The 13121-nt window shown below is 64.2% G+C and carries 14 protein-coding genes; 4 read left to right on the top strand and 10 right to left on the bottom strand.

The genetic code is table 11. The features are described 5' to 3' along the window. Positions 1 to 7: 7 nt before the first annotated feature. Positions 8 to 1006 (bottom strand): alpha/beta hydrolase, encoded by a 999-nt coding sequence (locus ACTIGF_RS04675; protein WP_439635760.1) that lies wholly within the window; start codon positions 1004 to 1006, stop codon positions 8 to 10. Positions 1007 to 1116: 110 nt separating this feature from the next. After that, positions 1117 to 1617, bottom strand: a complete 501-nt coding sequence (locus ACTIGF_RS04670) for a MarR family winged helix-turn-helix transcriptional regulator (protein WP_439635759.1) — start codon at positions 1615 to 1617, stop codon at positions 1117 to 1119. Between the two features lie 81 nt (positions 1618 to 1698). Between ACTIGF_RS04670 and ACTIGF_RS04665 the strand changes: the two genes are divergently transcribed. Further along, entirely contained in the window at positions 1699 to 2574 is an 876-nt protein-coding gene (locus tag ACTIGF_RS04665; RefSeq protein ID WP_439635758.1) for an EamA family transporter, read from the top strand. 60 nt (positions 2575 to 2634) lie between these two features. Here the strand turns inward: ACTIGF_RS04665 and ACTIGF_RS04660 are convergent, their stop codons facing one another. The 5 genes from ACTIGF_RS04660 to ACTIGF_RS04640 form a co-directional block, all read right to left on the bottom strand. Continuing rightward, positions 2635 to 4041, bottom strand: a complete 1407-nt coding sequence (locus tag ACTIGF_RS04660) for an NAD(P)(+) transhydrogenase (Re/Si-specific) subunit beta (protein ID WP_439635757.1) — start codon at positions 4039 to 4041, stop codon at positions 2635 to 2637. A gap of 3 nt (positions 4042 to 4044) precedes the next feature. After that, on the bottom strand, positions 4045 to 4377 hold the full coding sequence (locus tag ACTIGF_RS04655) for a proton-translocating transhydrogenase family protein (protein WP_439635756.1): 333 nt from the start codon (positions 4375 to 4377) through the stop codon (positions 4045 to 4047). 63 nt (positions 4378 to 4440) lie between these two features. Then, positions 4441 to 5571, bottom strand: a complete 1131-nt coding sequence (locus ACTIGF_RS04650; RefSeq protein ID WP_439635755.1) for a Re/Si-specific NAD(P)(+) transhydrogenase subunit alpha — start codon at positions 5569 to 5571, stop codon at positions 4441 to 4443. A 139-nt stretch (positions 5572 to 5710) separates the two neighbouring features. Beyond that, positions 5711 to 6001 carry an aa3-type cytochrome c oxidase subunit IV gene (locus ACTIGF_RS04645; RefSeq protein WP_439635754.1) on the bottom strand — a complete coding sequence of 97 codons (291 nt, stop codon included), beginning with the start codon at positions 5999 to 6001 and terminating at the stop codon, positions 5711 to 5713. A gap of 80 nt (positions 6002 to 6081) precedes the next feature. After that, entirely contained in the window at positions 6082 to 7017 is a 936-nt protein-coding gene (locus ACTIGF_RS04640) for an alpha/beta fold hydrolase (protein WP_439635753.1), read from the bottom strand. A 279-nt stretch (positions 7018 to 7296) separates the two neighbouring features. On the opposite strand from ACTIGF_RS04640, the gene ACTIGF_RS04635 reads away from it, so the two are divergent. Next, positions 7297 to 8802 carry a sigma-54-dependent transcriptional regulator gene (locus ACTIGF_RS04635; RefSeq protein WP_439635752.1) on the top strand — a complete coding sequence of 502 codons (1506 nt, stop codon included), beginning with the start codon at positions 7297 to 7299 and terminating at the stop codon, positions 8800 to 8802. A 4-nt stretch (positions 8803 to 8806) separates the two neighbouring features. Here ACTIGF_RS04635 and ACTIGF_RS04630 read toward each other — a convergent pair whose 3' ends face one another. Beyond that, positions 8807 to 10351, bottom strand: a complete 1545-nt coding sequence (locus ACTIGF_RS04630) for a winged helix-turn-helix domain-containing protein (RefSeq protein WP_439635751.1) — start codon at positions 10349 to 10351, stop codon at positions 8807 to 8809. A gap of 107 nt (positions 10352 to 10458) precedes the next feature. On the opposite strand from ACTIGF_RS04630, the gene ACTIGF_RS04625 reads away from it, so the two are divergent. Beyond that, positions 10459 to 11523 (top strand): serine hydrolase domain-containing protein, encoded by a 1065-nt coding sequence (locus tag ACTIGF_RS04625; RefSeq protein ID WP_439635750.1) that lies wholly within the window; start codon positions 10459 to 10461, stop codon positions 11521 to 11523. A gap of 80 nt (positions 11524 to 11603) precedes the next feature. After that, positions 11604 to 11996, top strand: a complete 393-nt coding sequence (locus ACTIGF_RS04620) for a VOC family protein (RefSeq protein WP_439635749.1) — start codon at positions 11604 to 11606, stop codon at positions 11994 to 11996. A gap of 58 nt (positions 11997 to 12054) precedes the next feature. Here the strand turns inward: ACTIGF_RS04620 and ACTIGF_RS04615 are convergent, their stop codons facing one another. Further along, the gene (locus ACTIGF_RS04615) at positions 12055 to 12678 is read right to left on the bottom strand and encodes a hypothetical protein (protein WP_439635748.1); all 624 of its coding nucleotides are present in this window, start codon (positions 12676 to 12678) and stop codon (positions 12055 to 12057) included. Between the two features lie 8 nt (positions 12679 to 12686). Continuing rightward, positions 12687 to 12971 (bottom strand): DUF2312 domain-containing protein, encoded by a 285-nt coding sequence (locus ACTIGF_RS04610; RefSeq protein WP_009801976.1) that lies wholly within the window; start codon positions 12969 to 12971, stop codon positions 12687 to 12689. Between the last annotated feature and the right edge of the window lie 150 nt (positions 12972 to 13121).

Raw genomic sequence — 13121 nt, 5'->3', positions numbered from 1 at the left:
AAGAAGGCTAGCGCGCTTTCGGGACGGTGGAAACGCGGCCTTTCGTCAGCTCGGGCCTTGCGTCCTCACGCGGCAGGATCGGGTCAATGACGCTCATCTCATGCTTAGCGGACACTTGCCCGCCCAGACAGGCGCAGCTTTCAGCGAAGAAGCGGATATGCTGGTTGAAAACGGCCTGGGTGTAGATGCCGAAATGGTTCGCCCCTTTCACAAGGGCTGCATATTTCGTCGACAGGGCCGCGTCATACAGCCGACGCCCGCGTCCCTGGGGGATCACCCGGTCCTGATCGCCATGAATCCAGAGCAGGGGCGAGGTCACCCGGCCAATCTGGCGGATGGAGTCGTAGCGCTCGCGAAAGATCGCCCGCGGCAACAGCCAGGCCGTGCGCGAGCGGACAAATTCGCGAAAGCTGTCATAGGGCGCATGAAGGATCAGCCCGCCCACGGGCCGCGCGGCGGCCAGCTGCACGGCGGTGCCCGAGCCCAGGCTCTCGCCATAGACCACGATCCGGCCCGGCTGGACCCCGTCTGTGACCAGGGCGTCAAAAGCATGGATGGCGTCCGCCACGTTCGCGGGCTCGCTGGGGCGGCCGGTCGAGCCGTTAAAGCCGCGATGGGCGAGGGCGCTCAGCCCCCAGCCAGACGCGATGAACAGACGAAAGAACCGCGCCCGTCGCCACAGCGCCCGGCGATTGCCATGCAGATAGAGGATATGGGGCAGGTCGTCCCTGTCCGCTTCGGCCCGCCAGATGATCAGGGTCTGGCCGTCCGGCGTGCGCAGCTCGGCTTCTTCGGTGCGATCGAGTTCGCAATCAGAGGGATGAATGCGTGTGGGGTCGGTGAAATAGAGGATGCGGCGCTGGGTGAAGAACAGGATCAACCACAGGCCATACACCCCGATCAGGGCGAGGAGGGCGTAGCGCATCGGCCCCGGCGCGTCTTGCCAGACATGCCAGGCGGTCTCGCTCCAGCGCAAGACGCGATCCATCCCTGTTTCCATCCCCATCACGCCTGTCCCCTGTGGCGTTTGTGACAGGAAGGCGGAGCAGGCGGGCAGAGTCCAGCGCCAAGCCGGACGACAGGTCGGGAAAGAAAGCCGGGTGCGGCGCTAAAGCCTCACTCCGGCGCGTCGGGCGCCTCGAAGCTCGCGAGCCAGGCGCGCAGGCCCTCTTCAAAGCCGGGGCGCAGGGCGTCGGGGAGTTGAGCGATCAGCCGATGCTGGTTGGCCACATGCTGGTCGATCACCCGGTCAATCAGAGCGAACCCCTGAACGGTGAGCGCGACGACGCTGCTACGGCCATCCTCGGGATTGGGGCGTCGCTCGATCAGGCCTTGCTCTTCCAGACGGTCAATCCGGTTGGTCATGGTGCCCGAGGTCACCATGGTCCATTTCACAAGATCGGACGGGCTGAGCGCATAGGGCGCGCCGGATCGGCGCAGGGTCGCCAGAACGTCAAAGGCTGCGAAAGTCAGCCCGTTTTCGGCATAGACCGCGCCGATCTCGGCCTGCAGATGGTCGGCCAGCCGTTTGAGGCGCCCGAACAGCCCCATCGGCCCCACATCGAGGTCGGGGCGTTCGGCATGCCATTGGGCGAGAATGCGGTCGACCTGATCCATGAAGACAAAAGCTAGCGCGATTTATCTTGACGTCAAGACAGTGCGGTATTATCTCGACGTCAAGATAAATAGGAGGCGGCCATGTCCCGCACTGTCGATCTCGCTTTGACGGCCACCGCGCCGATGATCTGGGGCACCAGCTATCTGGTCACGACGAACCTGCTCCCCGACGGATACCCGCTCACGGTGGCCGCGTTGCGGGCCTTGCCGGCCGGCTTGCTGCTGATGCTGCTGACGCGCAGCCTGCCGCCCGTCCGCTGGCTGGGCCGGCTCTTCGTGCTGGGCGGTCTGAATTTTTCCGTGTTCTGGGGCGCGCTTTTTATCGCCGCCTATCGCCTGCCGGGCGGGGTGGCGGCGACGCTGGGGGCGATCCAGCCCCTGATCGTTCTGTATCTGTCGAGCCTGCTTCTTGGAACGTCGCTGACCGCGCGCAATCTGACGGCGGCGGTCGCCGGGATCGGCGGCGTGGCGCTGCTTGTGCTGGGGCCTGAGGCCCAGCTGGACTGGACAGGCGTGCTCGCCGCACTTGTGGGGGCGGTCGCCATGGCGATGGGGTCAGTGCTGACGCGCCGCTGGCAGCCGCCGGTCTCGGCCCTGACCTTTGCCGGTTGGCAACTGACTGCGGGCGGTGTGCTGCTGCTGCCCGTTGCTCTGATTTTGGAGCCGGCTCTGCCGCCGCTGACGCTGGCGAATACGGCGGGCTTTGTCTGGCTGGGCCTGGTTGGTGCGGCCTTCACCTATTTCGTCTGGTTCCGGGGCATTGCCCGGCTGGGGCCGACGGCGATCACGCCCCTAGGTTTTCTCAGCCCGTTGACGGCGGTGGTGCTGGGTTGGCTCGTGCTGGATCAGGCGCTGAGCCCGCTTCAGATCCTGGGCGCGCTGATCGTGCTGAGCTGCGTGGCGTTGGGCGGAAGCTCCGGCAAGCCGGCTCAGGCGCCGGTCACTGTGAAACCTTGATGCAAAACGCCCCGCCGCGGACATCCGGGCGGGGCGTTTTGCCGTATCCGTCGAGACCGTTTAGTCGAGCGCCTTGACGATGCTTTCGCTCATCTTCTTGGCGTCGCCGAGCAGCATCATGGTGTTGTCGCGATAAAACAGCGGGTTCTCGATGCCGGCATAGCCCGAGGCCAGCGAGCGCTTGACGAAGAAGACGGTTTTCGCCTTCCACACCTGCAGCACCGGCATGCCGTAGATCGGGCTTGAGGGATCATCCTCGGCGGCGGGGTTGGTGACGTCATTGGCCCCGATCACGAACGCCACGTCGGCTGTGGCGAACTCGGAGTTGATGTCTTCAAGCTCGAACACCTCGTCATAGGGCACCTGGGCTTCGGCCAGCAGCACGTTCATATGCCCCGGCATGCGGCCCGCCACCGGATGGATGGCGTAAGACACGTCCACGCCCTCTTCCTTGAGGGTGTCGGCCATTTCCTTGAGCGCGTGTTGGGCCTGGGCCACCGCCATGCCGTAACCGGGCACAATGATGACCTTGCCGGCGTTCTTCATGATGAAGGCCGCGTCATCGGCCGAGCCTTGCTTGACCGAACGATCCACATCCGATGCTGCAGCGGCGGCCGTGGTGTCGGCGCCGAACCCGCCCAGGATCACCGAGATGAAGGAGCGGTTCATGCCCTTGCACATGATGTAGGACAGGATTGCGCCCGAGCTGCCCACCAGCGCGCCGGTGATCAGAAGGGCGGTGTTCTCCAGCGTGAAGCCCAGAGCCGCCGCCGCCCAACCTGAATAGGAGTTGAGCATGGAGACCACCACCGGCATGTCCGCGCCGCCGATCGGGATGATCAAAAGCACGCCCAGCACCAGCGCCAGAACGGTGATGATCCAGAACGCGATCTTGGCGTCCCCGCCTGACGCGGTCAGGAAGGTGATGAACACGGCGATGGCGATGCCCAGCGCCAGGTTCAGCCAATGCTGGCCCTTGAAGACGATGGGCGCGCCGCTCATCAGGCCCTGAAGCTTCATGAAGGCGATGACCGAGCCCGAAAACGTGATCGCGCCGATGCCGACGCCCAGCGACAGCTCGACCAGCGACAGGCCCTTGAGCTTTCCGGTGGCGGTGGCGATGTGGAAGGCTTCCGGCTCATAGAGCGCGGCGGCCGCCACGAGCACGGCGCACAGGCCCACAAGCGAGTGGAAGCCCGCGACCAGCTGGGGCATGTCCGTCATCGGAATGCGGCGGGCGATCACCGCGCCGATGCCGCCGCCAATGGCGACCGCGCCCAGGATCAGAATGAGACCCAGGCCATCCAGCTGGACGTAGAACAGGCTGGTGCCGATGGCGATCGCCATGCCGGCCATGCCCAGATAATTGCCCTGGCGGGCGGTTTCCGGGCTCGACAGGCCGCGCAGGGCCATGATGAACAAGATGCCCGAAGCCATGTAGAGAAGTGCGGCGAGATTGGCTGACATGTCTTAGCCCTCCGCCTTCGGCTTGGCCGCCGGCTTTTCTTTTTTCTTGTACATGGCGAGCATGCGCTGGGTGACCAGAAAGCCGCCAAAGATGTTGATGCTGGCGAGGATCACCGCGAGCACGCCGACGCCTTTGGAGAACTGCCCGGCCTGGTCCATCGCCGTGGCGCCTGCTGCGATCAGGGCGCCGACAATGATCACCGAGGAGATGGCGTTGGTCACGCTCATCAGCGGCGTGTGCAGGGCCGGAGTGACCGACCAGACGACGTAATAGCCCACGAAAACGGCGAGGACGAAAATCGCCAGGCGAAAGATAATCGGATCAACGGCTTCCATATCAGGCTCCGTATGCGAGGGCGGTCAGGAAAAGAGAGGCGGGGCGGGGGGCGAGCGTATCCATCACGCGCCGCCTGTCAGGCTGGGATGGATCACCGCGCCGTCCTTGGTCAGCGCCATGCCGACAATGACTTCATCCTCCCAATGGGGGGCGAAGCCGCCATCCTCGCCCACCAGAAGCGGGAAGAGATTGACGAGGTTCTTGGCCAGAAGCTGGCTGGAATCCGCAGCAAGACGCGCAGGCAGGTTGGTGAAGCCGGCGATTTTCACGCCGTTATGCTCGACAACCTTGTCGGGCTCGCTCAGCTCGCAATTGCCGCCATTGCCAGCCGCGATGTCGATGATCACCGAGCCGGGACGCATGCTCTCGACCATGGCCTTTGTGATCAGGCGCGGCGCGGGGCGGCCCGGGATCAGGGCGGTGGTGATGACGATGTCCTGCTTGGCGATATGGCTGGCGACCAGCTCGGCCTGCTTGGCCTTGTAGGCGTCGCTCATCTCCTTGGCGTAACCGCCGGCGGTTTCCGCTTCCTTGAACTCGTCATCCTCGACCGCGATGAATTTCGCGCCCAGCGAGCCCACCTGCTCCTTGGCGGCGGGACGCACATCATTGGCCGACACCACAGCGCCCAGACGGCGCGCGGTGGCGATCGCCTGAAGCCCCGCCACGCCGGCGCCCATGACGAACGCCTTGGCCGGGGCGATGGTGCCCGCAGCGGTCATCATCATGGGGAAGGCGCGGCCATAGAGCTCAGCCGCCTCGATGACGGCGCGATAGCCCGACAGGTTCGATTGGCTCGACAGCGCATCCATGGATTGCGCGCGGGTGATTCGCGGCGTGTATTCCATGGCCAGGGCGTTGACGTGAGCGTCGGCGCAGGTCTGGGCGAAATCGGTCGCGCCATGAGGCTCCAGAAGCCCGATCACCAGCGCACCGTCCTTGAGGCGCTTGAGCGTCTCGTCATCGGGACGGCGGACGCAGAACAAGGCGTCCGCGCCTTTGACCGCTGCGGCGCGTGTGGCGAGCTTGGCCCCGGCGGCCTCATAGGCTGCGTCGGTATAGGCGGCGCGCTCGCCGGCCCCCTTCTGAACCGTCACCTCGGCTCCGGCCTTGATCAGCGCCTTGACGCTATCGGGCGTGGCGGCGACCCGGGATTCTCCATCCCGGGTTTCGGCGAGTACGGCGATGTGCATGCAAAGACCCCGTCGTCCGGTCGTTAACGTTGTGCGCAGTCTGCGACAAACGTCTAAGCCCGGAAAGGGGTTAATTTGGCTTGTACGGACAAAACCCCGTCAACAGGCGGTGAACCGGCCGTGAGATCGGGGTTGAGGTCTAGCCCAGAAGGGTGACGAGGCCGCCGGTGATGAAGCCGATGATGGCCAGAACCACCAGGGTCGCCCAATAGCCGGCGCCTTGCTTCGTGAACACGCCGCCCAGACCGCCGACGATGGCGGCGACGAACATGGCGGTCAGCCAATGAAAATGTGCGCCGAAGACGAGGATCACGCACAGCAGCGTGGTGACGATGACCAGGGTGGAATACACCGACACGCCGATAAAGCCGTCAAAGGAGGCTTTATGCTCGGAGATGTCCATCTCTCCACGGGTGTATTCTTCAGCCATGATCGTCCTCATCTGAAAAAGAAGTCCTGTGAACGCGCATGTATCACGCTCCTCGGCTCTCGCCAAGACATCCAAGCGGTCTAGACTGGCTTGCGCGCCCAACCCTCGATCAAGGCGTCCAGCGCCGCGGTCACCGCCAGCGGGGCGTCAAGAATCAGATGGTGCTGGGTGTTCGGTATGCTGACGAAGGGCGAGCGGGTGAAGGTCGCCTTCATGTACGCCCAGGTCTCCGCCCCCATCAGCACGGAGTTTTCGCCGCGGATAAACGCCAGCGGGCATTTGAGATTGGCTGCGGCGGCTTCGGGATCGCGACGCTGATAGGTAAGCTTCGCCCACAGATCGGGATCGAACAGCCATGTATAGCCTTCATCGACAGCTTTCAGGCTGCCGCGGGCGATATGGTCGATGATCCACAGATTGTCGCACTCTTGCTCAGGCAGCAGCCGGAAGCGCGCCAGGGCTGCGGTTAGATCAGAATAGACGCGGCCCCCGCGCCGGGGCGGGCTGCCTTCGCGTTGCTTTTCAGGTTTGCGGATCGGGCTGTCGAGAATGATCGCCGCTTCCAGCTGATCGCCGAGCATGGTGGCGGCCTGAAGCGTGACGAAACCGCCAAACGAATGCCCGATCATGATGGGCTTGCCGGCGTCACAGGCGCCGCCTGCCTCAGCCGCGACCAGCATGTCCCGGGCGTGCTCGTCCATGGTGTAGACGTCGCGCCAACCGCTTTCGCCCATGCCCGATAGGTCGGCGGCGACGACGCGGCGTCCGCCGCCTTCCTTGGCGAGAAAAGGACCGATGGCGTCCCACCAGCCTTTATGGGCTGTGCCGCCATGCACCAGCAGCACGCCCGGCTTGCCGCGTTCGCCCCAGGCTTTCCAGGCGAGGGAGACGCCATCGCGGTCCGCCGCGCCGGTCTCAACCTCGGTTTCAAGCGCGTGGTTGAACCAGTCAGGCGCTGTCACAGGCTGTCCGTCGAACGGGGCGAGGGGCGGGGGCAGGCGGTCGGCTTTGGTCATGATCGGACCTTGGGTCTCTTATACTTAGGAGCTTCAGGGGTAGACCGCGCAGGGCCGACCCGTCAAACGGCAGAGTCTGAGCGGAGCCTTAAGAACAGACTAACCCTCTATTTACCCTAATAATTTCTGAGTCGCCTCTACACCTCATCTTTACGCCGGGTGTCCCATAAAGGGTCACACAACAGGTGGGAGGGCGGTTTGGGCCGGCACGGGGAAAACCCCGGTCGGCCCGCACAAGAACCGCCCCGATAAATAAGCGACCGAAAAGGCGTGGGTGTGATGGCCAAGACCGTACTGATTGTCGATGACGATCCGACTCAGCGCCGCCTGATGCAGGCGGTTCTGGAAAAACAGGGGCATCTGGCGGAGACCGCCGAAGATGGGGAGGCCGGCCTCGAGCGCGTCAAGCGCGGCGGGGTGGATGTGGTCATGCTCGACATGGTCATGCCGGGCATGGACGGCATTGAGACGCTGGAAGCGATCAAGGCCCGAAATCCCGACCTTCCGGTCATCGTTCTGACCGCTCATGGCGGCATTGAAACCGTGGTGAAAGCCATGCGGGCCGGGGCCGTGGATTTCTTTGTGAAGCCCGCCAGCCCGGAACGTATCGCGGTGTCGATCCGAAACGCCCTCAAGGTCAAGGATTTGTCGGGCGAAGTCAGCCGCCTGAAGAAGAAAACCTCCGGCGCGCTGGGCTTTGCCGACATGATCGCCGGGGCCCCGTCCATGCGCCAGGTGGTGCGGCTCGGCGAACGTGCGGCCAAGTCCAATATTCCGATCCTGGTCACCGGGGAAAGCGGCGTGGGCAAAGAGCTGGTGGCGCGCGCCATTGCGGCGGGCTCTGACCGGGCCGGCCGTCCCTTCGTGGCGGTCAACTGCGGCGCCATCCCTGAAAACCTTGTGGAATCCACCCTGTTTGGACACGAAAAGGGCTCGTTCACGGGCGCTGTGGCCAAGCATCTGGGTAAATTCCAGGAGGCCGATGGCGGTACGCTGTTCCTTGATGAAATCGGCGAACTGCCGCTCGACATGCAGGTGAAACTGCTGCGCGCCCTTCAGGAAGGCGAAGTGGACCCGGTGGGCTCCAAACGTCCTGTGAAGGTGGATGTGCGCATCGTGTCGGCGACGAACCGCGATCTGGCCGAACAGGTGAAGACCGGCGCTTTCCGCGAAGACCTGTTTTACCGGTTGAACGTGTTCCCGATCGAGGTGCCGTCCCTGAAAGAGCGGACCGAAGACATTCCGGCTCTGGTGCGCCATTTCATTGCGCGCTTCAACGCCCAGGAAGGCAAGTCGGTGCTCGATGCGACGGCTGAGACCATGCACATGCTCTCCAGCCATCACTGGAAAGGCAATGTGCGCCAGCTGGAGAATGCGGTGTTCCGTGCGGTGGTTCTGTCAGACACCGATTATCTGACCGAAGAGGACTTCCCGCAGATCTCCGGTCTCGCGCCAACCCTGCGCGATGCGCCCGCCGCGCCGTCAGCTCCGGTCGCCAGCGTGCAGGCCGTGCCGGCGGCTGCGCCGAGCTTGCCGGCCGAGCAGTTTGAAGGCTCTGCCGCTCATGGGGCTGAAGATGAGCAATTGCCGGTCGACATCATGGATGAAGGCGGACATTTGCGGTCGCTCGAGAGCATTGAACGCGATCTGATCGCCTTCGCCATCGAGACCTATTCAGGCCGTATGGCCGAGGTCGCACGGCGTCTCGGCGTGGGCCGCTCCACACTCTATCGCAAGGTGCGTGAATACGATCTCGACGTGGATAATTTCCGCGAAGCGGGCTGATTGATCATGGCTGGACGCCCAGCACGGCGTCCAGGTTTTGAGCCAAAACTTCATCGCGGTTCAGGCGTTCAGCCTGGGCCGCGATTTGTTGTTGGATGCGGGTGAAGACCGGCTCCGCTGCGCCGCTCTCGATAAGCGCAGACAGGAACGGCGAATGGCGCAGCGCGCCTGCATCGCGCCAGCCCAGGCTGACGGCGGTCTGCAAATCCTCTAGCGCGCGATCAAGTTCGCCCTGCGCACAGGCCAGTTCAGCCCAGCGCACATGCTCTTCGGGCCATTGCCCCCTGTCTGCAGTTTGAAGGGGAGCGAGGCCTAGCGCGGCCCGTTCAAACCGGGCGTCGTCGCCCGCCGCCTCAAACAGGGTGATCGCCTGGGCCTCGTCTCCGTCAAGCAAGACGAGCCGACCCAGGAGATGCTGGATGGACCCGGTCCTCTGGTCGGGGGGCAGACGGGTCAGAAAATCATAGGCCACGTCGTTTTCGCCACGCGCCAAAGCGGCTTTCGCCAGGCCTGACAGCACGACGGGTTGATCGGGATTGAGCAGCTGCGCGCGCGCCTCGAACCGCCGCGCGCGTTCCTCGTCCCCAAGCAATCTCAACACGTTCGCCACTTGCAATTCGGTGTAGACCCGACCGCGACCCAGCTCCAGCGCGCGCACATCCGCCCTGAGGGCTTCATAGAGCCGTCCCTGAACACTGAGCAGATAGGCCATGGAGGACAGGGCGGCGCCGTTATCGGGATCATAGCTCAGAGACTGGCCATAGGCGGCCAGGGCTTCGTCAGTGCGGGACTGGGCGTCCAGCGAATAGCCGAGCGCGCTCCAGGCCTGGGCGTTCTCGGGTTCACGATCCAGCGCGGACCGCGCCAGCGCTTCAGCCTCGGCGATGCGGTCGCCGCCATATTTGGTGGCGTCTGTGCTCAGGGCGACGGCGAGCAGAACCTCGACCCGGGGGTCTTCGGGCGCCAGCGTGCGGGCGTCTTCCAGAAGCGCAATGGCGCGGCGGGTGTCGTCTTCGTCCTGCAGCGCGATCATCGCGCCCGCCCGGCTGAGAAGCGCGTCAACGGGGCGGACGGGGCCGCCTGTCTCTGCAAGGGGTCGGGGTGAGGCATCCGTTCGGACATCGATCATCCAGTTGACGCTCAACCCCAGGATGGCGGCGACCAGCACCCCGCCGAGCGCCATCAGCTCAAGCGGCCAGCGGGCGCCGTCAGCCGCGCCCGTCTCCATTTGCACGGCTTCAACAGGCGCGATCAGGGCATAGCCTTCTCCGCGCAGGGTGCGGATGAATTCAGGCGCGCGCGGATTGTCGCCGAGCGCTTTTCGAAGCTGGGCGATGCGCTGGGCCAGCGTGTCCTCGCTGAGATGGGCCTGCCGCCAGGCTTGCTCCGCGAAGGTTTCAAGACTGACAGGCCCTGGCGCATGCGCGATCAGCACGTCCAGCGTCCGCGCCGTCAGGCCGGTCAGCTCGGCCTCAGCGTCCAGAGACGTCAGACGTCCGCTGGACGGCTGATAGGTCCAGTGTTTCAGGTGGAACGCAGTCTGGGGCACGGCGGGGTCCGTTGAGTTCAGGTTTCTTCAGACAGATTCAGGTGACTTCACACAGACAGCAAGCCCATCGCTATGGCCGTGTTCCTGCGATCATGGAGGTTATCGCAATGCGGCTCAAATCCGTTCTTCTTCTGGGGGCGCTCGCCTGTGCTCTCACTGCTCCGGCCCGGGCTGATTGGGTCTTTTCAGACGAGACTGCTGAAACCCTCACAGCCGCCATCCAGGAGGGGCTCTATGGCCCCGTCACCAGCGCCCTGATCCTGCGCGAAGGCGAGGTGGTCTATGAGGGCTATTTCAACGGAGCGGATGCGGAAACGCTGCATGACACCCGCTCGGCGGCGAAGACCGTGACCGGCATGCTGGCGGGGCTTTTGGTGGATCAGGGCGTCATGACGCTCGATCAACCGCTCGCGCCCCTGTTTGAGGACATTCAGCCCTTCGCCTATCCCGATCCGCGCAAGCAGGCGATCACGCTTGAAGATCTTCTGACGATGAGCGGTCCGCTCGATTGTGATGACTGGAACCAGTTTTCGCGCGGCAATGAAGAGCGGATGTACACGATGGAGGACTGGGGCCGGTTCTTCTGGGACCTGCCCGTGCGGGGTTATCCGTCCTGGACCACGCCGCCGCGCGACGCCGCCTATGGCCGAAGCTTTTCTTACTGCACCGCCGGCGTTCAGATCGTCGGCGAAGCGTTGGGGCGGGTGCTGGGCGAGGATCTGGACGCCTTTGCAGAGCGCGAGCTGTTCACGCCTGTCGGGATCGAGACCCATGACTGGCCGCGCACCGGCTCGGGGCGCCTGCATCTGGGCGGCGGCTTGCGCCTCGCCACACGCGATTGGGCGACGCTGGGCGAGCTGCAACGCAATCATGGCCTGCACGACGGTCAGCAGGTGTTGAGCGAGAGCTGGACCCGCGCCTCTGTGACGCCGCACGCCGCCATGGAGGGGCAGGATTATGACTATGGCTATCTGTGGTGGCTGGGTCAGGCCGAGAGCCCGGCAGGCGAGGTCAGCTTCGCCATGATGACCGGCAATGGCGGCAATCGCGTCTGGGTGATCGAGGATGAGGGGCTGACCGTCGTCCTCACCAAGACCGAATACGCCACGCGCGGCATGCATGAGCGGGCCGATCAGTTCCTGACCGACGCCGTGCTTAACCATCTGCAATAGCGCATGGACACGACTTTGTGCGGGTAGAGAATGCGGGCTGCCGTATTCGGCAGCGTGCCTCATCATCAAAGGAGGACTGCATGCTTAGTCACGTCATGGTCGGCTCGAATGATATCGAGCGATCCAAGCGCTTTTACGACGCCGTTCTGGGCGTTCTGGGCGCCGGCGAACCTGTCCGCAATGAAGCCGCCACAGGTCATGTCCGGCTCTTCTACATGCACAACGGCCATATTTTCTGTGTCAGCGAGCCGATCAATGGCGAAGCGGCGACAGGCGGCAATGGCTCCACGATCGGTTTCGGGTGCGACTCCCTTGATCAGGTGAAGCAATGGCACGATGTGGCGGTCGCCCATGGCGGCAAGTCCATCGAGGACCCGCCCGGCCCGCGCCAGAGCCAGATGGGTGAGATCAATCTCGCCTATGTGCTCGATCCGGACGGCAACAAGCTCTGCGCCATCCATCGCGCGGGCTAAGGGCTTCAGAAGAGTCGGGCGATAGCCCGCCTCTTTCCGTTCCGGTTGAGATGGGGCGTCAGTCCTTGCCGCCCTCGATCACCCGGAAACCGCGACGCGGCGGAGCGGGCGGGTCTGATTGCGCCGTGTCAGACGACGGGGCCTCATCCGGTTCAGGCGCGTCCTCAGGCGCATCCGGCGTCTCGATCACTTCAGGGGTGAAGCCCTTGCGGATCAGACCGGACTTGCGCAGCTCGGACACCGGATCAGGCGCGGTCTCCTCGACCGGAGCGATGACATCGTCATGGATGTCGCGATCCCTTGAGCGGCGTTCGGGCCCTTTGCGCTTGAAGCCCGCGCCCTTGTTCTTGAAGCTCGATCCGCCGCCGCGCGCGAAGCCCTTGGGCGCTTTGCCCTGGGCCTTCTTCTCGATTTCCTTGAGCTTGGCGAGCTGCAGCCGGGACAATGCTTCACCCTCAGATCCCAGGGATGGATCGGCGTAGGCGGAGCCGAACGTGTTCAGGCGCTCCTCGACAGAGGCCATGAACTCGTCCTCCCAGTCGGTCAGCTCGACCCGGGCGGCGTCGGCGGCGTCAGGATTGTCCGCTTCAGCCTTGGCGATGGCGCGCTCAACAGCGGCCTTGGCCCGACGAATGCGGGCCAGGGCCTTGCGGGTCGATTTATCCTCAACCTCACGCGCCATGATCAGACTTAGTGCTCGCCGACCGCGCCCAGATACAGCTCCAGGAGCGCTTCCATTTCCTGACGCTCATGAGCGTCCTGTTTGCGCAGGGAGATCACCTTGCGCAGAACCTTGGTGTCATAGCCCATGGATTTGGCCTCGGCGTAGACCTCCTTGATGTCGGCGGCGACGCCGGCCTTGTCTTCTTCAAGGCGCTCGATGCGGGCCACCAGGGCGCGCAACTGGTCACGCGCGGCGGCGCCGATGGCGTCGGATTCGTCTTTTTCAGGCGTGGAAGCGGCAAAGTCGGCCATGAGGGTCTCCTGGCGGGGGATTTACGATCTTGCCCTCTTCGATAGGCGAGGGGGGCGGGGCGGGGCAAGCCGCTCGTGACGCCCAAAGCGCAGATCATGCAGACGCGTTGCATGCTTTCCTTCCGGCCCGGAAGCGATTAGAGCCCTTGC

Origin of the sequence: Oceanicaulis sp., assembly GCF_051859625.1 — a bacterium.
Lineage (GTDB): Bacteria > Pseudomonadota > Alphaproteobacteria > Caulobacterales > Maricaulaceae > Oceanicaulis.
Note: the sequence above shows the minus strand (reverse complement) of the source record. Positions and strands in the feature narration are given on the sequence as shown.

Excerpts from the sequence above, each read along its gene's own strand:
- ACTIGF_RS04675 (WP_439635760.1), bottom strand. The coding sequence starts at position 1,006 with ATGGGGATGGAAACAGGGATGGATCGCGTCTTGCGCTGGAGCGAGACC.
- ACTIGF_RS04670 (WP_439635759.1), bottom strand. The coding sequence starts at position 1,617 with ATGGATCAGGTCGACCGCATTCTCGCCCAATGGCATGCCGAACGCCCC.
- ACTIGF_RS04665 (WP_439635758.1), top strand. The coding sequence starts at position 1,699 with ATGTCCCGCACTGTCGATCTCGCTTTGACGGCCACCGCGCCGATGATC.
- ACTIGF_RS04660 (WP_439635757.1), bottom strand. The coding sequence starts at position 4,041 with ATGTCAGCCAATCTCGCCGCACTTCTCTACATGGCTTCGGGCATCTTG.
- ACTIGF_RS04655 (WP_439635756.1), bottom strand. The coding sequence starts at position 4,377 with ATGGAAGCCGTTGATCCGATTATCTTTCGCCTGGCGATTTTCGTCCTC.
- ACTIGF_RS04650 (WP_439635755.1), bottom strand. The coding sequence starts at position 5,571 with ATGCACATCGCCGTACTCGCCGAAACCCGGGATGGAGAATCCCGGGTC.
- ACTIGF_RS04645 (WP_439635754.1), bottom strand. The coding sequence starts at position 6,001 with ATGGCTGAAGAATACACCCGTGGAGAGATGGACATCTCCGAGCATAAA.
- ACTIGF_RS04640 (WP_439635753.1), bottom strand. The coding sequence starts at position 7,017 with ATGACCAAAGCCGACCGCCTGCCCCCGCCCCTCGCCCCGTTCGACGGA.
- ACTIGF_RS04635 (WP_439635752.1), top strand. The coding sequence starts at position 7,297 with ATGGCCAAGACCGTACTGATTGTCGATGACGATCCGACTCAGCGCCGC.
- ACTIGF_RS04625 (WP_439635750.1), top strand. The coding sequence starts at position 10,459 with ATGCGGCTCAAATCCGTTCTTCTTCTGGGGGCGCTCGCCTGTGCTCTC.
- ACTIGF_RS04620 (WP_439635749.1), top strand. The coding sequence starts at position 11,604 with ATGCTTAGTCACGTCATGGTCGGCTCGAATGATATCGAGCGATCCAAG.
- ACTIGF_RS04615 (WP_439635748.1), bottom strand. The coding sequence starts at position 12,678 with ATGGCGCGTGAGGTTGAGGATAAATCGACCCGCAAGGCCCTGGCCCGC.
- ACTIGF_RS04610 (WP_009801976.1), bottom strand. The coding sequence starts at position 12,971 with ATGGCCGACTTTGCCGCTTCCACGCCTGAAAAAGACGAATCCGACGCC.